This is a genomic window from Variovorax sp. F042, from assembly GCF_057814215.1.
In genome coordinates, this window is sequence record NZ_JBVASX010000002.1 from 613,555 (window position 1) to 635,207 (window position 21,653).

Below are 21,653 nucleotides of genomic sequence, written 5' to 3' on the forward strand. Positions count from 1 at the left end.
GGATACGACGCAGTGCCGGTACCGCGGCCCCTGACTTTGAGGGGCACCGATTCGGGGTTGTCCTTATGAAAATATCTTTCAAACAATCCAATAATTGACGTCAATATAGGCGACGTAGCGCGATATTTTCGTCAAATCAAGGAAATTAAGAAAAAGTCTTTCATTTCAGGCGCCTGCTTCCCGCTCACCGTCGCAAGACGACCATCAGAAAGTGCCCATGACCATCACCGTGACACGCCAGGATGCTCGCTACAACACCCTGAAAAAGGGTTTCAACCTGCGATGGCCTGCAACGGAGTCAGACGCCGCTTCGCGCATCGAACTGGCGGAGAACGCCGGCGATGCGGCCGCCGCCCTGCAGCGCATCGTCGATGCTGGCCTTCGGCCCACGTTGCGCAGTGGTGGGCATTGTTATGAAGACTTCGTCTCCAACAACCCCGACGGCGCGATCCTCGACCTGAGCCTGCTCAACCAGGCGAGCCCCGCCAGCGGCGACGGGCGCTACCGTGTCGGCCCCGGCACGCAGAACTGGAACGAATACCTCGACCTGTACAAGCGCAGCAACGTCACGCTGCCCGGCGGCTCCTGCTATTCGGTCGGCGCGGGCGGGCACATCTGCGGCGGCGGCTACGGCCTGCTGTCGCGCCTGCAGGGGCTGACGGTCGATTGGCTCTCCGCTGTGGACATCCTCACGGTGGACTCTCGCGGCAAGGTGGTGCCGCGCACCGTGGATGCGCGCCGCGAGCCCGATCTGTTCCGCGCCTGTCGCGGCGCGGGCGGCGGCAACTTCGGCGCGATCACCAGCTACGTGTTCGACACCCTGCCGCCCGCGCCGCGCGAGGTTGCGCTGGCGGTGGTCGCCTTCGACTGGGCCACCATGACGCCCGAGAGCTTTGCCACCCTGCTCTCCACCTACGGCGAATACTGGGCGACCCGCGGCAAGTCGCCCGACACCTGGGGCATGTTCTCGCTGCTCAAGCTCACGCATCGCTCGTCGGGCCAGATCGTGATGCTGACGCAGTTCTGCAACCCCGACGGCACCTGCAACGACCTGACGGTGCTCAACGAATTCCTCGATCGCTTTCGCGCCTGCGCGCCGGTGCCCGCCAAGGGCCGGCCGCCGGGCGTGGGCCCGGCCCCGCAACGCGACGCGGGGCAGTTGCTGTGCTCCAAGCCGCACACGGTGACGCGCTACGACTGGCTAACAGCCACGCAATACCTCAACGGCTCGGGCGATAACCAGCGCGGCAAATACAAGTCGGCCTACATGAAGCAGAACTTCAGCACCCGCGAGGCGCAGCGCATCTACACGCACCTGACGCGCGTGATACCGGGCGTCGATCTCAGCCAGTCGCTGGTGCAGGTGGATTCGTACGGCGGCGCCGTCAACAAGCCCGAGCGCATCGCAGACACCGCGGTGCCGCAGCGCGCTTCGATCATGAAGCTGCAGTACCAGACCTATTGGCGCGATGCGAAGGACGATGCCGGCCACCTGCGCTGGATCAACGATTTCTACCGAGACGTGTACGGCACGCCCGACGTACCCGAGCGCTACGCCGGCACCCCTTACCCCGGCGAGCGCTACGAGGGCTGCTACATCAACTACCCGGACAGCGACATGCTGGCCTACCCTTTCTGGTCGCAGCTCTACTACGGAGACCAGGGGCTCTATGACTTCCTGCGAAAGGTTAAGCGTCGGTATGACCCGAACAACATCTTTCACCATGCAATGTCAGTACGGCCTTGAAATGACCTCCCGCTTTTCGAGTCGCTGCGTTTCGGGGCGCGATCACGCCGACGGGGTACCTTGCTCCGCGAATGTCCCCCGGCCTGCGGCCTCCTCCTTTATTTCGCTGCGCAAGGCACCCCATCGACGTGATCGTTCAGCGCAGCGTTTGATCGGCCCGCACAACGACTGCGTCCATGTGCGAATGGCATCGGGTGCTCCCCGCAGCGAAATAAAGGAGGAGGCCGAAGGCCGGGGGACATTCGCGGAGGGGAGTACCCGGTGGCATTCGTACACGCCCTGAACAAAAACCATCGAGCCTAATCACAAGAGGAATCCCATGACACATCGCCCCCAACGCCGCACAGTCATGCAATGGATCGGCGGCACCTCCGCCCTCGGTGCCTTGACGCCGTGGCTACCTGCCAACGCACAAACCCCAGACGCCGCAGCCACCACTCGCAGCACACCCGCACCGCGCTTTGCATATGTCGGCACCTACACCAGTGACGCCCCGGGCGGCACCGCTGGCGGGCCAGCGTCGAAGGGCATCTACGTGCTCGCCATTCAGGACAGCGCCTGGACACAGGTGCAAGCAGTCACCAGCGCGAACCCTTCGTTTCTAGCGGTGCACCCCAGCCAGCGCTTCCTGTACGCGATCAACGAAATCGACACCTACCAGGGCCTGCCCACCGGAACAGCCGAAGCCTATGCCATCGATGAACGCAGTGGCCGCCTGACGCTGATCAACCGCCAGCCGCTGTCCCTGTCGGGCGTCATCCCGGCGCATCTGGCCGTGGCACCCGATGGGCGCGCCCTGGTCGTGGCGCTGTATGGCGGCGGCGCCTACAACGTGCTGCCGATCAATGCAGACGGCAAGCTCGGCAAGGTATCGAGCATTGAGAAGGAAACCGGCTCCGGCCCCGACACCGAACGGCAGGAGTCGCCACACCCGCACATGGTGCAGTTCGACGCCTCGGGCCAGCGCGTGCTAGCCACCGACCTCGGCAGCGACCGCATCAACGTCTTCACGCTCACCGACGGCAAGCTGGCACTGGTCGGCCGCACTGCCACGCAGCCCGGCAGCGGCCCGCGCCACCTGGCGCTGCATCCGTCGCAACGCTTCCTGTACCTGGTGAGCGAACTCGATGCCACGGTCGCCTGCTTCGGCTACGACGCGGCCAGCGGCCTGATAGACGGACAACGCCAGCGGATCTCGACAGTGCCGCAAGACTTCACCGGCCAGAAAAACTCGGCGGCGCTGGTGATGCATCCCTCGGGGCAGTTTCTCTACGCGAGCAACCGCCGGCTGAAGTCGGAACACCCGCTGGCCGACAGCATTGCAGCATTCCGCGTCGATGCAACCAGCGGCACGCTGACACCGCTGCAGCACTGGAGCGAAGGCCTGCGCTTCCCGCGCGCGCTGGCGATGGCGCCCAGTGGCAGTCACCTCTACGCGCTCAGCCAGAAAGGCGACGCCATCCTGCGCCTGCGCATCGACCCCGCGAGCGGCAAGCTGGACCAGCCGGTGCAGGTGGCACAAGTGCCGACGCCGGCCTGCCTGGTGTTCGCCTGATCAGCTCCCGCGCGTGAGCATCCGCCCCGCGCGCGCCAGCACCCGTGCTTCGGCCTCGCCGCCGCGGTAGGCCAGCACGCCGTTCACGAACACGCGCTCCACGCCCAGACTCACGCCGTGCGGCTGGTCGTAGGTCGCGGTGTCGGCGATGGTCTCGGGGTCGAACACCACCACATCGGCCATCGCGCCGGTGCGCAGCAGGCCGCGGTCGGCGATGCGCAGGTTGCGCGCGGTCATGCCGGTCATCTTGTGCACGGCCTGCTCCAGCGTGAACAGCCTGCGCTGGCGCCAGTAGCGCGCAAACACGCGAGGAAAAGCCCCCCACAGGCGCGGATGCGGATGCCGGTCGTGCGGCAGGCCGTCGCTGCCGATCATGGTGAGCGGATGCGCGATGACACGCTCCACGTCTTCCTCCTGCATCTGGAAGTAGCAGGCGCCGCCCGGCTTCAGGCGCAGGCAGGCCTCCCGCTCGGTGACGCCCCACTCGCGCGCGATGTCGGAGACAAGGCGCCCCGTCATCTCCGGATGCGGGTCGGACCAAGTGAGCAGCACGTCGATCACGCCATCGACAAGATCCTCGCGCAGCACGGTCGAGCCGGCCACGTAGGGGTACACGTCCATCGCGATCTTCTGGCGCTGCGCCAGCGACTCGATCAGCGGCAGGGTCTCTTTCGTGCGGCCCCAGTTGGCGGGGCCGGCGCACTTGTGGTGCGAGATGACGAGCGGCACGCCGGCATTGAAAGCCGAGTCGCCGGCCTCGTGCAGCGCCTCGATGATCTGCTGCATCTCGCTGCGCAGGTGCGTGGCGTACACACCGCCATGGCGTGCCACGACGCGCGCCAGCGCCGTCACTTCTTCGGCGGGCGCAGCAAAGGCCTCTTCGTAGAACAGGCCCGACGACATGCCGTGCGCACCGTCGGCCATGCAGCTGTCGAGCAGCGCTTCCATGCGCGCCATCTCATCGGCGCTGGCGGGCCGGTCCAGCGCTTCCATGGTCGCGAAGCGCAGCGTGGTGTGGCCGACCAGCGCTGCCACGTTGAGCGCAGGCTGCGTCGCATCGACCGCCGCGCGGTACTCCGCCATGGTCGCGTGCTTGAACGAATCGGCGCCCAGCAGCGTGAGCGGCGGCAGCGACTGCGGCGTGCGGTAGGGCGCGAGCGAAATGCCGCAGTTGCCCGTCACCACCGTGGTGATGCCCTGCGACACCTTGGGCAGGCACAGCGGGTCGCGCAGCACGATGGCGTCGTCGTGCGTATGCGCGTCGATGAAGCCAGGGGCGATGACCTTGGCGCGGCAGTCGACGATCTCGACGTCGGCCAGCGCGAGGCCATCGGGCAGCCGCTCGCGCAGGCCTTCGCCGAGCGCGACGATGCGGTCGCCCTGCAGCAGTACGTCGCCGGGCCACGAAGGGCCGCCCGAGCCGTCGACCACCAGGCCAGCTTCGAGCAGGATGGCCTTGCCTGTCGTCGCACTCACGATGCGGCTCCCTTGTTGCTGTTGATGCCGCCGCCGTCCCAGCTTTGCAGCGGGTGCGTGGTGGCGTCGATGCCGTGGCGCTGGAAGGCCTCGCGCGCGCGCTGAAGGCGCTGCACGGCGGGTTCGCCGCGGCGCTGGGCCACGAGCACGGTAAGGATCTCGATGGCTGTGAGGTGCGTCAGGTAGGCGTCGATGCCCACGTGCATCACCGCGTCATCGGGCACCGACAGGCCTAGCAGAAAGTCGGCCTTGGCCGCGAGTGCCGTGCCGGGCCGCGTCAGCGCAACCACCTTGGCGCCCTGCCCGCGCGCGATGTCCACCGCGTCGAGCAGCGAGGGCATGCCGCCCACGTGCGAGATGGCGATGACCACGCCGCCCGGCCGCTGCGCCGCGCCGGCCACCTGCTGCAGGTGGTAGTCGGCCCAGGCATTGGCCGACAGGCCGAGTCTGAAGAGCCGCGCCTGAAGGTCGTTGGCCATGAACCATGATGTGGCGCCCGCGCCGTACAGGTCGACGTGCGGCGCGGCCGCAATCGCCGCCACGGCGCCGTCGAGCACCTGCATGTCGAGCTGGCCGCGCACGCCCGAGACCGATGCCGCAGCGCTGCGCGCGATCTTGCCGACCACTTCGTCGGCCGCGTCCTCGATGTTCACGCGGCGGTGCAGCGGCGAGCCACCGAGCGCCAGCTCCTGCGCGAGCGCGAGCTTGAACTCGCGCAGCCCGGCAAAGCCGAGGTCGCGGCAGGTGCGCATGATGGTGGGCACCGAACTGCGCGAGCGCTCGGCCAGCTGCTCGAAGCTCTCTTCGAGCACGCGGTCGGGGTCTTCGAGGATCAGGTCGAGAATCGCGCGCCGCGTCGCCGGGGCGTCGCTGCGGATCTGCGCGATTTTCTGAAGCAGGGAGGGTGTCATCGCAGCGTGCTCAGAAGTGCATGGCGACGGCGTCGCTCACGCGGTAGTCGTTCTCGACCACGGGCATCCAGTGCCATTTGTCGAAGGTGGTGCAGGGGTGCGAAATGCCAAGGCCGACGCGGTCGCCGACCTTGGGCGCTTCGGCTTCCTCGCTCGCGTCCCAGCGCAGGTAGGCGTGCTGGTCGTTGAGCGCGGTGATCTTCCAGCCCGCGGGCACGGCCTGCGGCTGCAGCACGCCCCGTGCAGCACGTGCGATGGGCACAGGCAGCGAGAGATCGAAGGAAATGTCGCGCTTGCCGACCGCAAGAATCGCCAGGCCCGGCTCGGGGCGCGATTGCACCGTGGCCCAGACTTCCATCGCCGGCACCAGGCTCTCGCCACAGCCGCAGCCCAGGCGCTCATCGACCGCGCTCACCATGCGCTTGTAGAAGCCATGGTCGTGCGTGACGTAGCAGCCCGAGCGCAGCAGGCCGCGCACCGGCGCGCCGAGCGCGGGCTTCAGGCGCCCTGCCACGAGGTCGAAGATGGCCGAGCCACCGGCCGAAACCAGCACCTCGTCGGTCTCGAAAAGCTTGTTGGTGTCGCAGTGGCGTGCCACGGCTTCCACACGGTCCATCAGCGTCTTCGCGTAGGCCGCATCGGGCTCGCTCTGGCCGGTAGCGCCCTGCCCTTCGTAGCACTCGATGCCCACGAGCTTGACCGCATCGCTCGCGCGCAGCCGTGTGGCCAGCTCCACGGCTTGCTCGTGCGTACGGCAGCCGGTGCGCGCGCCGTCGACGCCGATCTCGATCATCACCTCGAAAGGCACGCTCGCGGGGTGGCGCTTCGCCCAGTCCTCTATCAGCGCGAGCTGCGCCAGCGAATCGACCAGGAACACGATGCGCAGGTCGACATGCTCGCTCAGCAGCATCTGGATTCCCGCGAGGTCTTCGTCGCTCACCACCTGGTTGGCGATGACCGTACGGCGCGCGCCGGCCGCCACGCCCACGGCCAGCTGCGTGACGGTGGCGAAGGTCAGGCCCCAGGCGCCGGCGTCGAGCTGGCGCTGGAAGAGCTGCGGCGACATGGTGGTCTTGCCATGCGGCGCGAGGTCGATGCCCCATTCGCGCACGCGCGACTGCATCCAGGCGAGGTTGTGTTCGAGCGCCTCGCGCTTGAGCACGGCCAGTGGCAGCGGCAGGTCACCGGCGAGCACGTTCCATCCGGCAGCGCCGATCTCGCTGCGGCGGCGCGGCGCCTGGGTGCGCGGGTAGCCCTTGAAGTTGCTGCCCAGCAGCGGGTCGTTGAAATCGTTGGCGGCGACGGCTTTGTCGGTCATGGTCATGCGGCAATGTTGGATAGCAGTTCTTTGCGGATGCAGGCGCTGTAGTGTCCTGCCGAAACTTCTTCGAGCGGCGGCACAGTCTGCGCGCAGGCCTCGATGGCATGCGGGCAGCGCGTGCGAAACACGCAGCCCGAGGGTGGCGAGATGGGGCTCGGGATGTCGCCTTTCAGCGCAATGCGCTCGGTCGCCACCTCGGGGTCGGGCTTCGGGCTCGCGGCCAGCAGCGCCTGTGTGTAGGGATGCGAGGGCCGCGCGAACAGCTCTTCGGTGGTGGCAACTTCCATCACCTTGCCCAGGTACAGCACCACCACGCGGTCGCACAGGTACTCGACCACGTCGAGGTCGTGCGAGATGAAGAGCATCGTCAGGCCCAGCCGCTCGCGCAGGTCGGCCAGCAGATTGATGACCTGCGACTGAATGGACACGTCGAGCGCCGACAGCGGCTCGTCGGCCACGATGAATTCGGGCTCCACGGCCAGCGCGCGCGCCACGCCGATGCGCTGGCGCTGCCCGCCCGAGAACTCGTGAGGAAAGCGGCTCGCATGCTCGGCGCGCAGGCCCACGGTCTCGAGCAGCTCGGCAATGCGCTTGTCGCGCGCCGCCGCGCCCTTGTGCAGGCCGTGCGTGGACAGCGCCTCGCCGAGGATCGCGCTGATGCGCATCTTGGGGTTCAGGCTGGCGTACGGGTCCTGGAAGATGATCTGCAGCTTGCTGCGCAGCTTGCGCATGCGCTCGCCCGACAGCGTGCCGATGTCGTCGCCCCGGTACAGCACTTGCCCGCTGGTGCGTTCGAGCAGGCGCAGCACGGTGCGGCCGATGGTGCTCTTGCCCGAGCCCGATTCGCCCACCAGGCCCAGCGTTTCGCCGGGCTGGATCGCGAACGACACGTCGTCGACCGCGCGCACCGGGCGGTCGCTGCTGCCGAAGTATTTCTTGAGTCCGCGGACTTCGATGAGTGGAGAAGAAGAAACAGCGGTCATGCGACCCTCACGAGTGGTTGCGCCGGCTGCACGCGGATGCAGCGCGCCTGGCGGCCGTGGTGCGTTTCGATCAGCGGCGGCATCCCGGCGGTGCAGCCGGCCAGCGCGAGATCGCAGCGCGGCTCGAAGGCGCAGCCCGGCGGCGGTGCCAGCGGACTCGACACCTGGCCGCGAATGGCGAACAGGCGCTTGGGCTTGGGCTGGCCGGGCAGGCGCGCCTTGCCCGGCAGGCAGGCCAGCAAGCCCTGCGTGTACGGATGCTCGGGCTGCGCGAACAGCGGCCGAACCGGTGCGCTTTCGACCACGCGGCCCGCGTAGAGCACCACAACGTCGTCCGCATGGTGCGCGACCACGCCGAGGTTGTGCGTGATGAAGAGAATGCTCATGCCCGTCTCGGCCTGCAGCCGGCGCATGAGCTCGAGGATCTGCGCCTGGATGGTCACGTCGAGCGCGGTGGTGGGCTCGTCGGCAATCAGCAGCGTCGGGTCGCAGGCCATGGCCAGCGCGATCATCACGCGCTGGCGCATGCCGCCCGAGAGCTGGTGCGGGTACTCGTGAATGCGCTGCGCGGCGGCCGGTATCTCGACCAGCTCCAGCATGCGCAGCGCATGCGCCAGCGCCGCCTTGCGGTCGAGGCCCTTGTGCAGGCGCACGCTTTCCGCGATCTGCTCGCCGATGGTGAACACCGGGTTCAGGCTGGTCATCGGCTCCTGGAAGATCATCGACAGCTGGTTGCCGCGCAGCGAGCGCATCTCGCGTTCGCCGATCTGCAGCAGGTCGAGCGTCTTGCCTTCGCGCGTCACGAACGAGGCGCTGCCGCTGACCTGCGCGTTCGCGGTCTTGGGCAGCAGGCGCATCAGCGTGAGGCTGGTGACCGACTTGCCCGAGCCCGATTCGCCGACCAGCGCGGTCGTCTTGCCGGGCTGGATGGAGAAGCTCACATCGGCCACCGAACGCACGAGGCCGTCTTCGGTGGGGAAGCTGGTGCTCAGGTTGCTGACCGTGAGACGTGGTGTTTGATTGGCGTTCGTCATCACGATGTCTTCTTGAGCTTCGGGTCGAGCAGGTCGCGCACACCGTCGCCCAGCAGTTGCAGCGACAGCGCCGTGAAGATGATCGCGAGCCCCGGGAACAGCACCACCCAGAAGGCCTGGTGCGCGTACTGCTGGCTGCCCGCGACCATGGTGCCCCAGGTCGGGATCTCGGGCGGCACGCCGACGCCGAGGAACGAAAGGCCCGCCTCGGCCAGGATCGCGTACGCGAAGATGAATGACACCTGCACGAGGATCGGCGACATCAGATTCGGCAAGATGTGTCGCCACAGGATGCGCGAGGTGCGCACGCCCAGCGCGCGCACGGCCTCGACGAACAGCAGCTCTCGCACCACCAGCGTCGAGGCCCGCACCACCCGCGCCACACGCGGCGTGTAGACCAGCACCAGCGCCAGCACGGTGTTCATCAGCGAGGGCCCGAGGATGGCCACCAGCGCGATGGCCAGCAGGATGTCGGGGAAGGACATCATCGCGTCGACCACGCGCATCAGCGGCGCGTCGAGCCGGCGGAAGAAGCCGGCCATCAGGCCCAGCACCGTGCCGGCGATGACCGCGCCCAGCGCCGTAAGCGCAGCGATGGCCAGCGAGTAGCGCGCGCCGTGCACGATGCGCGAATACAGGTCGCGGCCCAGTTCGTCGGTGCCGAGCAGGTGCTCGGCGCTCGGCGCCTTCAGGCGCTCCAGCACGGCCGTGTCGTTGGGGTCGATGGAGGCGAACAGCGGTGCGCCGATCGCGAGCACCGCGATCACCAGCAGCACCAGGGCGGAAACCATCACGATGCGGCGATGCATCAGCTGACGGAGCATTCGGGGCATACGCATCGCTCAGACCTTCACGCGCGGATCGACCACCGCGTACAGCAGGTCGATCGAGAAATTGATGAGCACATAGATCGCGGCGATCACGAGCAGCGCACCTTGAATGACGGGGTAGTCGCGCCGCAGCACGGCACTGACCACGAGGTTGCCCACGCCGGGCAGGCCGAACACGGTCTCGGTGATGACGGCGCCGCCGATCATCAGCGCGACCGTGAGGCCGATCACCGTGACGATGGGCACCAGCGCGTTGCGCAGCGCGTGCTTGAGCACCACCGTGCTTTCGCTCAGGCCCTTGGAGCGCGCGGTGCGCACATAGTCTTCGCCGAGCACGTCGAGCATGGAGGCGCGCGTGAAGCGGATGATGAGCGCGGAGTTCAGCAGGCCCAGCACCGTGGCCGGCAGCACCAGCGAATGCAGCCGCTCGGCCAGCGCCGCATCGGGCGCGCCATAGCCCGACACCGGGAACCAGCCGAAGGACACGGCAAAGATCTGGATCAGCACGATGCCGAGCCAGAAGCTCGGAATGCTCGCGCCCAGCATCGCGATGCCGGTGAACAGCTGGTCGACCGCGCGCCCGCGGAACACGGCGGAGACGATGCCGCACGGCACGCCGATCAGCGCCGCGATGGCCACCGCCATCAGCGCGAGCAGCGTGGTGGGTTCGGAGCGCTCCCACAGCGCCTGCGTCACGGGGCGCTGCAGGAAGATCGAAGTGCCCAGGTTGCCCTGCAGCACCTCGCGCAGCCAATAGCCGAACTGCACGGGCAGCGGCTTGTCGAGGCCGTACTCCTTCTGCACGCGGGCGATGTCGGCCGCGGTGGCCTGGTCGCCCAGCAGCACCGAAACCGGATCGCCCGAGGCCGCGCGCGTGAGCACGAAGACGAGCACCGCCACGATGGCGAGCACGACCAGCATGCCCGCCGCGCGGGAGGCGATGTAGCGGAACATCGATTTCTTCATCACGCGGAAAACTCGATGGCCGCCGCGCTGCCCACTGCAACGTACTGGCCGGTGAACTTGATGTCGCCACCCTGCACGCGGAAGACGGTGACGTTGTCGCCCTGCTTGTTGTGGCACACGTAGAGGAACCTGCCGCTCGGGTCGAGCGTGCAGCTGCGCGGGTAGTTGCCGCGCGACCATTCCTCGCGCACCAGCGTGGGCGCGCCGGTGCGTGCGTCGATCTTGAAGAGCGAGATCGAGTCGTGCAGGCGGTTGAGCGACACGAAGTGCTGGCCGTCCGGCAGCATGCGGATGCCCGATGCGTAGCTGGTGCCCTTGAAGCCCTTGGGCAGCGCCGAGGTTTCGCTCACCAGCGTGAGCACGCCGGTGGCGTTGTCGTAGCGCATGAATGCGATGGTCGATGCTTCTTCGTTCACCAGGTAGAGCCACTTGCCGTTCGGGTGGAACACGAAGTGGCGCGCGCCCGAGCTTTCCGACACGGCCACCGTGCTCGGCTGGCTCAGCACGCCGGTGATGCGGTCGAAGCGGTAGGAGATGACGCGGTCCAGCCCGAGGTCGGCCACCAGCACGAAATTGCCCTTCGGGTCGGCGTGCACCATGTGCGCGTGCGGGCCGTCGTGGTCGCTGGTGGCAAAGCCTTCGTACGAGCGCGCGGCTGCCGGCACCACGTCGGCGCCGGGCTTGCAGGGCGTGGATGCGCCGCAGGCCTCGACGTCCTTGTAGACGACTGCGGGGGTGCCGGCATCGGGCGTGCCGTCGGCGCGCAGCGCGATCACGCTGACGTCGCCGCTGGCGTAGTTGGCCGTGAACAGGAAGCGGCCGTCGGGGTGCACGCTGATGTAGGCCGGGTCCTTGCCGCCGCAGGCCGTCTCGGAGACGAACGACAGCGCGCCATCTGCACCGATGCGGAAGGCCGAGACCGAGCCGGCCTCGAACTCGTTGGCCGCATAGAGCATCGGCAGTTTCGGGTGGCGCGCGAGCGACGCGGGGTTGCGCAGCTTCGCGCCCTCGCCCGCACTGGTCACGGCCGGCGGCGCGCCGGGGATGGGCTTGAGCGCGCCGGTGGCGCTGTCGAGCACGAACTGGTGCACACCCAGTCCGCGCCCGCCGCGCCACGGCTTGCCGCCGTCGCTGTAGGTGCCGACGTAGGCGTAGACGGGGCCGGAGGTTGCGGCTTGAACGGTGGAGGCCGTGAGGCCAAGGGCTCCGAGGCCGGAGGCCAGTGCGCTGGCTTGCAGAAGTTGGCGACGCGATGGCATGGCTGGTATCCCTGCCTTACTTGATCTTCGCGTTCCAGAAGAACGGCCAGGTCGCGGGCGTGTAGTTGTCCAGCGCCGGGCTCTTGGCCGAGAGGCCGTTGAACTTGCCGACGTTGATGTACGGCACTTCGTCATAGACGACCTGCTGCACCTTGCCCCACAGCGCGCCGCGCTTGGCCGGGTCGCTCTCGACATTGAAGGCCTGCAGCGCCGACTTCTTCGCGGGCGTGTCCCACCAGCCGGGCGCGCCGTCGCCGAGTTGCGGCGGCGAGAGCATCGGCTCGGGGAACTGGCCCGAATGGGTGACGTAGATGTCCCACAGCTTGGCGTCGTTGCGGCGCTGCACCAGCGTGGCCCAGTCGACCACGTTGAGGTCGACCTTGAAGCCGGCGCGCTTGAGCTGCTCGGCCATCAGCAGCGCCATGTTGTAGTGAAAGTCGTACTGGCGGCTGGTGAGCACGCGGATCGGCTCGCCCTTGTAGCCGGCCTTGGCCGCAGCCTCCTTGGCCTTGGCGGCGTTGCGCTGGTTGTACTGGTCGGCACCGGCCGTCGAATAGAACGGCGAGCCCTTGGGGAAGTGGTTGCCCTCGGCCACGAAGAAGCGCGTGTCGCCGAAGCCGGCCGCGAGCATTTCGCCTTCGCCCAGCGCGGTCTGGATCGCCTGGCGCACCGGCTGGCTGGCGGCCACGCCTTCCTTGGTGTTGAGCACGAGGTAGGGGAAGCCGAACGAGGGCGTCATGATCGGCACGGTCTTGCCGCCGGACTTTTCCAGGCGCGGCAGTGCTTCCACTGGCAGCAGGTCGGCAAAGTCGTACTGGCCGGCCAGCGCGCCTTCGACGCGCGTGCTGGCGTTGGGCACGGGCACGAAGCGCAGCTCCTCGATGGCCGCTTCGCGCTTGCCGCCGTAGCCGCTCGCGGGCTCCTTGCGCGCCGTGTACTTGTCGAAGCGCGTGAGCAGCACGAACTGGTCGGGGCGGCGCTCCTTGAACTTGTAGGGGCCGGTGCCGACGAAGTCCTTCAGCGGCGAGGCGATGGAGTCCTTGGCCATGATGGCGGCCATGCCGCTGGGCAGCGCGAGTTGCGAGAGCAGCGGTGCATAGGGCTCCTTCAGCACCACCTCGACCGCCAGCGGGCCCTTGGCCTTGAGGCTGTCGATTTCCTTGCCCACAGCCTTGCCGCGCGGCGACTGTTCCATCCAGCGCTGCAGGCTGGCCACCACGTCGTCAGCAGTGAGTTCGCGGCCGTTGTGCAGCATGACGCCCTTGCGCAGGGTGATGGCGTAGGTCTTGCCGTCGGCCGAGATCTTCGGCATGCCTTCGGCCAGCATCGGCACCACGTTCCACTTGGCGTCGAAGGTGTAGAGCGTCTCGTACACGTGCTGCATGATGGTTCCGACCAGGTCGGCGGTCGAGGCCATCGGGTCGAGCGTCTGCGGCTCGGCCACCATCGCCAGCGTGGCGAAGTTGCGCGGGCCCTGGGCCTGGGCGCTCTGGTAGGGCAGCGCGGCGCACAGCATCGCGAGCAGGGAAGCGCCCAGCAGGCTGCGCTTCGACAGCATGGGCAGGCGCTGGACAAGACCGACGTGGGGCATGGGGAACTCCTTCATGGGGCGGGCGAGTTTGTGAAAGAAAATTTCTCTTCGGCCCGGACTTTGAAGCAGTATTCATGCCAAATCATCCGTGTTAACCCTCGATAAAGGGTTTTTCTGAAATAGATTTTCAGATTGGATGGATACTCGCCAATCCCCTTCCATCGTTGACTTCAACCCCAGGAGCCCTCCCATGCCTCTCGAATACCTCGGCGCCCCGCCCCTCGCCTCCGACCGCCAGGTTCGCCCCTTCTCCCCGGCCGTGCGCGCCGGCGACTTCGTCTATGTGTCGGGCCAGGTGCCCGCCAACAAGGACGGAGAGATCGTGGTGGGCGGCATCGAGGCGCAGACGCGCCAGGTGATGGAAAACCTCAAGACCGTGCTCGCGCTGGCCGGCGCCACGCTCGACGACGTGTGCAAGAGCACCGTCTGGCTGCAGGACGCGCGCGACTTTGGTGCCTTCAACCGCATCTACATGAGCTACTTCGGTGAAAACAAGCCGGCGCGCTCGACGACCGAGGCGCGGCTGATGGTCGACGCCAAGGTAGAGATCGACGTGGTCGCCTACAAGCCCAAGGCCTGATCAGGCCTGCAGTTCGGTCTTGCGCTGGATGATGCGCGAGACCAATCCATATTCGACGGCCTCCGTGGCCGAGAGCCAGCGGTCACGCTCGATGTCGGCCAGCACCACGTCGATGGGCTTGCCGGTCTCGCGCGCGATCTCGTGCGCGATGCGCTGGCGGGCCTTGATGATTTCCTGCGCCTGGATGGCGATGTCGGTCGCCTGCCCGCCCGCGCCGCCGCTGGGCTGGTGGATCAGGAAGCGCGTGTTCGGCAGGCACACGCGGCGCTCGCGCGGCGCCGCCAGGAACAGGTGCGTGGCCGCACTGCCGACCCAGCCGGTGCCGATCATGTTCACCGGCGCGCTGATGAAACGCACGATGTCGTGGATGGCATCGCCCGACTCCAGATGCCCGCCCGGCGAGCTCACGAGGATGTCGATGGGCTTGTCGGGGCTGTCGGCGTCAAGTGCGATGAGCCGGCGCGTCACATCGGCCGCCACTGAGTCGCTGATGGTGCCGAAGATCAGCAGCGTGCGCGACTTGAACGCCTTCTCCTCCAGGTAGGAGTTGCGCGGCTCGGCGGTGGCGGCGGGCTTGGTGTCGTCGTCGGATTCCATTGAAAACATGGGCTGCATGGAGAAAGCTCCTGTGGTTGAACTGTCTTGACGAACAAGCCCACAGTTTCGTGACATTGCGCGCTATGGCAAGCTGCGGCGATGCTCGATGAACGCTATCTCTCGCAATTCCCGGCGCTGCGAAGCCGGCTGGTTCGCGCGGCGGCGCGAATGCTGGGTGGCCCGGCGGATGCCGAGGACGTAGTGCAGGAAAGCTACCTGCGCGCGCTCGAGGCTGGCGGCATGCCCGAGCCCGACTCGGTGCAGGCCTGGCTGACGACGGTGATGCAGAACCTTGCCATCGACAAGTTGCGGCGGGAGAACTGGATGCAGCGGTGGCTGCGGGATGCCGAAGGGCTTGCGCCCGAGGCACCTTCGGCGGAAGTGGATGCGGCGCAGGCCGAATCCATCGAGCGGGCGCTGCGTCTGATCGCCGCGAGGCTGTCGCCAGCGGACGGCGCCGCGGTGCTGCTGCGCGAAGTATTCGAAGCCAGCTTCAAGGAAATTGCCCAGGCCAGCGGCAAGACTGAGGCGGCTTGCCGGCAGCAGTTGCATCGGGCGCTGCTGCGTCTTCGGCAGGACAAGGACGGAACAGAAAGCGCCTCGGAAGCGGCCTTCCATGTGTATCGGCAGGCGCTGAGCGACTGCGATGCACGAACGCTGTTTGCGATGCTGCGGCAGCCACCGACGCGTGCTGTCGCAGTGTCGGCAACGGCTGCCCCAAGGCCTGATGCTCCGCGCGTGGTCTGCCAGGTGATGCAGATTGGCGGCCGGCTCGGCCTTGTGCTCACGCTGGGTGGAAGGGTGTTGTGCGTGCTGCCGCTGGATGTGCGGCAACAGGAAGAAATGACCGAACTGCTGGCTGTCTAGCCCGCCAGCCGCCCCGCCACCAACTGCAACACCCGATCGCACCGCTTCGCCAGATCCTGGTCATGCGTGACCATCACGAAGGCAGTGCCATGCCGGTGCGCAAGTTCGAGCATCAGTTCGAACACCGTGTCCGCTGTGCTGCGGTCGAGGTTGCCAGTAGGCTCGTCTGCCAGCACGCAGGCCGGTTTCGTGACCAGTGCGCGCGCGATCGCAACCCGCTGGCGCTCGCCGCCCGACAGCTCGGCCGGCCGGTGATGCAGGCGCTGGCCCAGCCCCACGCTTTCGAGGATCTTCGTGGCCGACTGCGCGGCCGCATGGGGCTCCACGCGCCGGATCTTCAGCGGCATGGCCACGTTGTCGAGCGCGCTGAACTCGGGCAGCAGGTGATGGAACTGGTAGACGAAGCCCAGGTGCTGGTTGCGCAGCCGCCCCTGCTCCGCCGCATCGGCGTGCGCGATGTCCTTGCCCAGCAGTTCGACCTTGCCGGCCGTGGGCTCGTCGAGCCCGCCCATCAAATGCAGCAGCGTGCTCTTGCCGGAGCCCGAGGCGCCGACGATTGCCAACGTTTCGCCGGCATGCACGTCGAGGTCCACGCCGTGCAGCACGGTCAGGTCGAGCCGGCCTTCGTGGAAGCGCTTGGTCAGGCCTCGGGCCTTCAATACGACTTCACTCATAGCGCAGAGCCTCGGCCGGGTTCACGCGGCTGGCGCGCCAGCTCGGGTACAGCGTGGCCAGGAAGGCCAGCACGAGGGAGATGATTGCAATGGGCATGATGTCGCTGCGCTGCGGATCGCTCGGCATCTTGCTGATCAGGTAGATGTCTTTGGGCAGGAAGCTCGCGTGGAACAGCTGCTCCAGGAAGGGCACGATCACGTCGATGTTGTAGGCGATGCCAAGCCCCAGCAGCAGCCCGGCCACGGTGCCGATCACGCCTACCATCGCGCCCTGCACCACGAAGATGCCCATGATGCTGCGCGGCGAGCTGCCCAGCGTGCGCAGGATGGCGATGTCGGCGCGCTTGTCGGTCACGGTCATCACCAGCGTGGAGACGAGGTTGAAGGCCGCCACCGCCACGATCAGCGTGAGGATGATGAACATCATGCGTTTCTCGACCTGCACGGCCGCGAACCATGTCTTGTTCTGGCGCGTCCAGTCGCGGATGAGGAACTCGCCCGGCAGGGTCACTGCCAGCTGGTCGGCCACGTCGCGTGCCTCGTTGAGGTTCTTGAGCTTCAGGCGGATGCCGGTCGGCCCTTCGAGGCGGAACACCTTGGCCGCGTCCTGCTCGTGGACCATGGCCAGCGCCGAGTCGTATTCGTAGTGGCCCGAGTCGAAGGTGCCGACCACGGTGAACTGCTTGAGCCGCGGCACCACGCCCGCCGGCGTGACCTGCCCGCCCGGCGCCACCAGCGTGACCTGGTCGCCCGGCTGCACGAAGAGCGAACGCGCCAGTTCCGCGCCGAGCACGATGCCGAACTCGCCCGGCACCAGCTTGTCGAAGGTGCCCTTCGAGGCGATGCCGTTGATGTCGGTGACTTCGGGTTCGAGCTTGGGATCGATGCCGCGCACGATCGTGCCCTTCATGTCCTCACCACGCGCAATGAGCGCCTGCGTATTGATGAAAGGCGCCGCGCCGACCACTTCGGGGTGCTTGCGCGCCGCGGCCATGATCTGGTCGAGGCTTTGCAGCGCCTGCCCGTCGCGCGAGAAGATCTCGATGTGCGACACCACGCCGAGCATGCGGTCGCGCACCTCCTTCTGGAAGCCGTTCATCACACTGAGCACAATGATCAGCGCCGCCACGCCCAGCGCGATGCCGAGCATCGAGACACCGGAGATGAAGGAGATGAAGCCGTTGCGCCGCGTCGCCCGGCCTGCGCGCGTGTAGCGCCAGCCAAGCTGCAGTTCATAAGGAAGTCGCATAGGGGCGGAATTGTGGCATTCCGGATGACCTTGAGGCTTCCCGGACAATACGGGAATGGCCGAAACCTCCCCACGTCACTTGTTGATCCCCTTTGCCGGCCGCGGTTCCCCGGCATGCCGCGCGGCGCTGCCGACGCTTCGGCTCCCCAATCTCGAAACCCTGCTGCAGCGGCTCACCCTCGCGGACACCGACACGCAGGACGAAAGCACGCGCTCGCCTCCGCATGAACGCGCGCTGGCGCAGGCGCTGGGCATCTCCGCCGCCGACGGCTGCATCCCCTGGGGCGCGCTCGATGCGCGGCGGCTGGGCATCGCCACGCCCGGCGATACCGAAGGCTGGGGCGTCGTCATGCTGTGCAACTGGCAGGTCGGCATCGACGACGTGGTGCTGGGCGACCCCGCCGCCATCGAAATCGACGCCGACGAATCGACCGCCCTGCTGGAAGCCGCGCGTCCCTTCTTCGAGGAAGACGGCATCGTGCTGCACCCCTCCCCCGTGCCCGGCCGATGGCTGGCACGCGCGCGCATCTTCGACGGCCTGGCCACCGCCTCCATCGACCGCGCCGTGGGCTACCCGATCTCGCAGTGGTCGCCGCTGGCCGATGCTGCGCGGCCGCTGCGCCGGCTGCAGAACGAAATGCAGATGCTGCTGTACACGCAGCGCGTGAACGACGACCGCGCCGCGCGCGGCGTGCCGCCCATCAATTCGTTCTGGCTCAGCGGCACCGGCGCGCTGAACAAGGAAGCGGCACCGGCCGCGGCACCGACAGTGAGCGACGCCCTGCGCATCGCCGCCCTGCGCGACGACGGCATGGCCTGGGCCGCCGCCTGGCAAGAGCTGGACGCGGGCCCCGTCGCCGCGCTTCTGGCCGACTACACGCGCGGCGACGCCGTGTCGCTCACGCTGTGCGGCGACCGCACCGCCCAGCGCTACACCGTGCAGCCGCGCGGCCTGGCCGGCTGGGCCAGGAGCCTGTTCGACCGCAAGCGGGCCGCCACCGTGCTGGAGGCGCTATGAAGATCATCGCCAGGGAGATTCCCCCGCGCACCGTCTGGGCGCTGGAGCAGGCCGGCGTGCATCCGCTGCTGGCAAGGCTCTTCGCCGCCCGCGGTGTGCGCGCCAAGGAAGAGCTCGACGATGGCCTCGCACGCCTGCTGCTCCCCGACACGCTGCGCGGCACGCACGAGGCCGCAGTGCTGCTGGCCGACGCCATTGCGCAGGACAAGCGCCTGTGCATCGTCGCCGACTACGACTGCGACGGCGCCACCGCCTGCGCAGTCGGCGTGCGCGGCCTGCGTCTGCTGGGCGCCAGGCACGTGAGCTACCTCGTGCCCGATCGCGTGGTCGACGGCTACGGCCTCACGCCACCCATCGCCGAGCGCGTGGCCGACAGCGGCGCCGACATGCTGATCACCGTCGACAACGGCATCGCCAGCGTCGAAGGCGTGGCGGCCGCCAAGGTGCGCGGCCTGCAGGTGCTGGTGACCGACCACCACCTGCCCGGCCCCGAGCTGCCCACGGCCGACGTGCTGGTCAACCCGAACCAGCCCGGCTGCGAGTTCGAGAGCAAGAGCATCGCCGGTGTCGGTGTGATGTTCTACGTGCTGCTCGCACTGCGCTCCGAGTTGCGCAAGCGCGGCGTGTACGACACGGCCACGCAGCCCAAGCTCGATGTGCTGCTGCCGCTTGTGGCGCTCGGCACCGTGGCCGACGTGGTGAAGCTCGACGCAAACAACCGCCGGCTGGTGGCGCAGGGCCTGCGCCGCATCCGTGCCGGCACGATGCCCGCCGGCGTGGCAGCGCTCTTCAAGGCCGCGGGCCGCAATGCCTCGGCCGCCACAACATTCGACTTCGGCTTTGCACTCGGCCCGCGCATCAACGCCGCCGGCCGGCTGGCCGACATGACACTGGGCATCGAATGCCTGCTGACCGACGACGCAGGCCGCGCCGAAGAACTTGCGCGCATGCTCGACGGCATCAACCGCGAGCGGCGCGACATCGAGGGCGGCATGCGCGACCAGGCGCTGCTGCTGGCCGAATCGCTGTTCGCCACCGATGGCGAAGGCATCGAAGCCCCGCCGCCTGCCATCAGCGTGTTCGACGCGGGCTTTCATGAGGGCGTGGTCGGCATCGTGGCCTCGCGCATCAAGGACCGCTTTCACCGCCCCACTTTCGTCTTCGCCGCGAGCGGCGCGCCGGGCAAGGAGCAGGAGCTGAAAGGCTCGGGCCGCTCGATTCCCGGCTTCCATCTGCGCGACGCGCTCGACCTCGTGGCCAAGCGCCACCCTGGCGTGCTGCTGCGCTTCGGCGGCCACGCGATGGCGGCCGGCTGCACGGTCGCGCGCGAGCACTTCGAGACCTTCGAAAAAGGCTTCGCGCAGGTGGCCGGCGAATGGCTGGCCGAGGCCGAGCTCACGCGGCAGATCGAGACCGACGGGCCGATAGCTCGCGAGTACATGCGCATCGACCTCGTCGACACGCTGCACCGCGAGGTGTGGGGCCAGGGCTTTGCGCCGCCCACCTTCAGCGAAGAGGTGGAAGTGGTGTCGCAGCGGCTGGTGGGTGAGAAGCACCTGTCGCTCAAGCTCAGGCACCAGGGTCAGCCTATCGACGCGATCTGGTTCAGCCACACCGAGCCGCTGCCGCCGAAGGTCAAGCTGGCGTTCCGGCTCGATGCCGATGAATGGCAGGGCGTGCGCAGGCTGCGCTTCCTGGTCGAAGGCGCTGAGTTCTAAGAGGCCTCGATGTTCGACGGCGTGAGCTACGGCCTGCTGGCTGGCCTGACGACCTGCGGCCTGGTGCTGCTGCTGGTGTTCGGCACGAAGATCCACGGCTGGTACGCGTTGAGCTGCGCGTGCGCGCTGGCAGCCTTCGCCGGGTTGAACAGCCTCGCGCCTTTCGCGCAATTCGCGCAATGGCCCGCGGCGGCGCTGGTGTTGTGGACGGCCTGCCGGCTGCAGTTCGTGCGGCAATTGCTGCGGCTGGAAGATTTCTCGCCCCGGCTCGACCGGGTCGCGCGGGCAACCCTGGTCATCTTCGCGATCGCCACGCTCTATGCCGCCCTCGAGACGCAGCGCCTGTGGACGCTGCGCATGGTGCAGGCGCTGGCGGTGGCTTCCACCGTGATCCTCGCGGCAGGCGCTGTGAAGGTGCTGCGCCGCCAGCCGTGGCCGGCGGCGCTCTTCCTGGCCGGCGCGGCACTGCTGCTCGGCGGCCTCTCGACCGCGCGGATGTCGGCCTGGATCGGGCCGGCGTGGGCGCCGCCCCAGCCGAACCTGGTGCAGGCCGCAGTGATCGCCGAACTCGTGGTCTTCGTCCTCGCGCTCGGCATGCGCCTGCGGGGCGATGGCGCTGGCGAGGCACGCGTCCAGCAGAAGGCGGGAGACTCGGGCACCGACGCTCTCACCGGCGCCGCCAGCCGCACCGGCTTCGAGAGCCGCGCCGAAGAATGGCTGCGCGACGGCCGGCCTTTCTCGCTGATGCTGATCGACCTGAACGGCTTCAAGGCCGTGAACGAGCGGCATGGCCGCGCGGGTGGCGATGCGGTGCTGACCGCCATCGCCCAGCGCCTGCGCGAGCAGGTGCGCGCCGACGACATGGTCGCCCGGCTCGGCAGCGACGAGTTCGCGATTCTTCTGGTCGGCAGCCCGCCGCGGCAGAAGCTCGCGGAGATGGCCATCCGCATCGAGACCGCAGGCGCCAGGCCGGTGGCCTACGAAGGCCGGCTGCTCGCAGGGGGCGAGCTCAGCATGGGCATTGCCTGCCACCCCGCCGACGGCGACACGCTGGCCGGCCTGCTCGAATCGGCCGGCCGCGCGCTTCAGCATTGCAAGCGGCAGCGCATGGGGCCGGCCTATGCCTTCGCGGGGGAACATGCGGGCGGCGCGGCGGCACGTGAATAATTTCTTCGTAAGCGTTGTCGCGCGGAGCGAAATCTTCTTGCTGTAGAGGGGCCGAGCTTTCACGCAGGCCCTTTATCCTCTGCGGCGAACTCACAGGAGGATGTTTTTTC

At 67.9% G+C, this 21,653-nt stretch carries 19 protein-coding genes; 7 read left to right on the forward strand and 12 right to left on the reverse strand.

The window, feature by feature from the left end; all coding sequences use genetic code 11:
- Positions 1-217: 217 nt before the first annotated feature.
- Together ACZYSP_RS11380 and ACZYSP_RS11385 are read left to right on the forward strand one after the other, a co-directional pair.
- Complete coding sequence (locus ACZYSP_RS11380; RefSeq protein ID WP_093075823.1) at positions 218-1,747, forward strand: FAD-binding oxidoreductase; 1,530 nt, start codon at positions 218-220, stop codon at positions 1,745-1,747.
- A gap of 319 nt (positions 1,748-2,066) precedes the next feature.
- Positions 2,067-3,302, forward strand: coding sequence for a lactonase family protein (locus ACZYSP_RS11385; RefSeq protein ID WP_093075824.1), 1,236 nt, complete (start codon positions 2,067-2,069; stop codon positions 3,300-3,302).
- Here the strand turns inward: ACZYSP_RS11385 and ACZYSP_RS11390 are convergent, their stop codons facing one another.
- From ACZYSP_RS11390 to ACZYSP_RS11430, 9 genes are read right to left on the reverse strand one after another with little or no spacing between them, the layout of a single operon-like run.
- Entirely contained in the window at positions 3,303-4,778 is a 1,476-nt protein-coding gene (locus ACZYSP_RS11390; protein WP_093075826.1) for an N-acyl-D-amino-acid deacylase family protein, read from the reverse strand. It lies immediately after the preceding gene.
- Positions 4,775-5,689 carry a MurR/RpiR family transcriptional regulator gene (locus ACZYSP_RS11395; protein WP_093048748.1) on the reverse strand — a complete coding sequence of 305 codons (915 nt, stop codon included), beginning with the start codon at positions 5,687-5,689 and terminating at the stop codon, positions 4,775-4,777. The genes ACZYSP_RS11390 and ACZYSP_RS11395 overlap by 4 nt, the downstream gene beginning before the upstream one ends.
- Positions 5,690-5,699: 10 nt before the next feature.
- Positions 5,700-7,007 carry an amino acid deaminase gene (locus ACZYSP_RS11400; protein ID WP_256216702.1) on the reverse strand — a complete coding sequence of 436 codons (1,308 nt, stop codon included), beginning with the start codon at positions 7,005-7,007 and terminating at the stop codon, positions 5,700-5,702.
- 2 nt (positions 7,008-7,009) lie between these two features.
- Complete coding sequence (locus ACZYSP_RS11405; protein WP_093075829.1) at positions 7,010-7,993, reverse strand: ABC transporter ATP-binding protein; 984 nt, start codon at positions 7,991-7,993, stop codon at positions 7,010-7,012.
- Positions 7,990-9,027: an ABC transporter ATP-binding protein gene (locus ACZYSP_RS11410; protein ID WP_093048739.1), complete on the reverse strand. Its 1,038-nt coding sequence runs from the start codon at positions 9,025-9,027 to the stop codon at positions 7,990-7,992. The genes ACZYSP_RS11405 and ACZYSP_RS11410 overlap by 4 nt, the downstream gene beginning before the upstream one ends.
- Positions 9,027-9,866, reverse strand: a complete 840-nt coding sequence (locus ACZYSP_RS11415) for an ABC transporter permease (protein ID WP_093048736.1) — start codon at positions 9,864-9,866, stop codon at positions 9,027-9,029. Before ACZYSP_RS11415 ends, ACZYSP_RS11410 begins: the two co-directional genes overlap by 1 nt.
- A gap of 3 nt (positions 9,867-9,869) precedes the next feature.
- On the reverse strand, positions 9,870-10,811 hold the full coding sequence (locus tag ACZYSP_RS11420) for an ABC transporter permease (protein ID WP_093050319.1): 942 nt from the start codon (positions 10,809-10,811) through the stop codon (positions 9,870-9,872).
- An 11-nt stretch (positions 10,812-10,822) separates the two neighbouring features.
- Complete coding sequence (locus ACZYSP_RS11425; protein ID WP_093075830.1) at positions 10,823-12,082, reverse strand: lactonase family protein; 1,260 nt, start codon at positions 12,080-12,082, stop codon at positions 10,823-10,825.
- A 16-nt stretch (positions 12,083-12,098) separates the two neighbouring features.
- Positions 12,099-13,673: an ABC transporter substrate-binding protein gene (locus ACZYSP_RS11430; RefSeq protein ID WP_093075832.1), complete on the reverse strand. Its 1,575-nt coding sequence runs from the start codon at positions 13,671-13,673 to the stop codon at positions 12,099-12,101.
- 190 nt (positions 13,674-13,863) lie between these two features.
- Here ACZYSP_RS11430 and ACZYSP_RS11435 point away from each other — a divergent pair, with 190 nt between their 5' ends.
- A complete protein-coding gene (locus tag ACZYSP_RS11435; RefSeq protein WP_093048728.1) occupies positions 13,864-14,253 on the forward strand; it encodes a RidA family protein in 390 nt (129 codons plus the stop codon).
- Here the strand turns inward: ACZYSP_RS11435 and ACZYSP_RS11440 are convergent, their stop codons facing one another.
- The gene (locus tag ACZYSP_RS11440; RefSeq protein WP_093048724.1) at positions 14,254-14,850 is read right to left on the reverse strand and encodes an ATP-dependent Clp protease proteolytic subunit; all 597 of its coding nucleotides are present in this window, start codon (positions 14,848-14,850) and stop codon (positions 14,254-14,256) included. It lies immediately after the preceding gene.
- A 99-nt stretch (positions 14,851-14,949) separates the two neighbouring features.
- Here ACZYSP_RS11440 and ACZYSP_RS11445 point away from each other — a divergent pair, with 99 nt between their 5' ends.
- Entirely contained in the window at positions 14,950-15,717 is a 768-nt protein-coding gene (locus ACZYSP_RS11445; RefSeq protein WP_093075833.1) for a sigma-70 family RNA polymerase sigma factor, read from the forward strand.
- Here ACZYSP_RS11445 and lolD read toward each other — a convergent pair.
- On the reverse strand, positions 15,714-16,391 hold the full coding sequence (gene lolD, locus ACZYSP_RS11450) for a lipoprotein-releasing ABC transporter ATP-binding protein LolD (RefSeq protein ID WP_093048718.1): 678 nt from the start codon (positions 16,389-16,391) through the stop codon (positions 15,714-15,716). The two genes, ACZYSP_RS11445 and lolD, sit on opposite strands and share 4 nt — an antisense overlap.
- A complete protein-coding gene (locus ACZYSP_RS11455; RefSeq protein ID WP_093048715.1) occupies positions 16,384-17,640 on the reverse strand; it encodes a lipoprotein-releasing ABC transporter permease subunit in 1,257 nt (418 codons plus the stop codon). Before ACZYSP_RS11455 ends, lolD begins: the two co-directional genes overlap by 8 nt.
- A gap of 55 nt (positions 17,641-17,695) precedes the next feature.
- On the opposite strand from ACZYSP_RS11455, the gene ACZYSP_RS11460 reads away from it, so the two are divergent.
- Genes ACZYSP_RS11460 through ACZYSP_RS11470 form a run of 3 tightly spaced genes read left to right on the forward strand, consistent with a single transcriptional unit; the run spans position 17,696 to position 21,543 of the window.
- Positions 17,696-18,658: a hypothetical protein gene (locus ACZYSP_RS11460; protein WP_093075835.1), complete on the forward strand. Its 963-nt coding sequence runs from the start codon at positions 17,696-17,698 to the stop codon at positions 18,656-18,658.
- A complete protein-coding gene (recJ, locus tag ACZYSP_RS11465) occupies positions 18,655-20,376 on the forward strand; it encodes a single-stranded-DNA-specific exonuclease RecJ (protein ID WP_093075836.1) in 1,722 nt (573 codons plus the stop codon). The genes ACZYSP_RS11460 and recJ overlap by 4 nt, the downstream gene beginning before the upstream one ends.
- A 9-nt stretch (positions 20,377-20,385) precedes the next feature.
- Positions 20,386-21,543 (forward strand): GGDEF domain-containing protein, encoded by a 1,158-nt coding sequence (locus tag ACZYSP_RS11470; RefSeq protein WP_093075838.1) that lies wholly within the window; start codon positions 20,386-20,388, stop codon positions 21,541-21,543.
- Positions 21,544-21,653 lie beyond the last annotated feature (110 nt).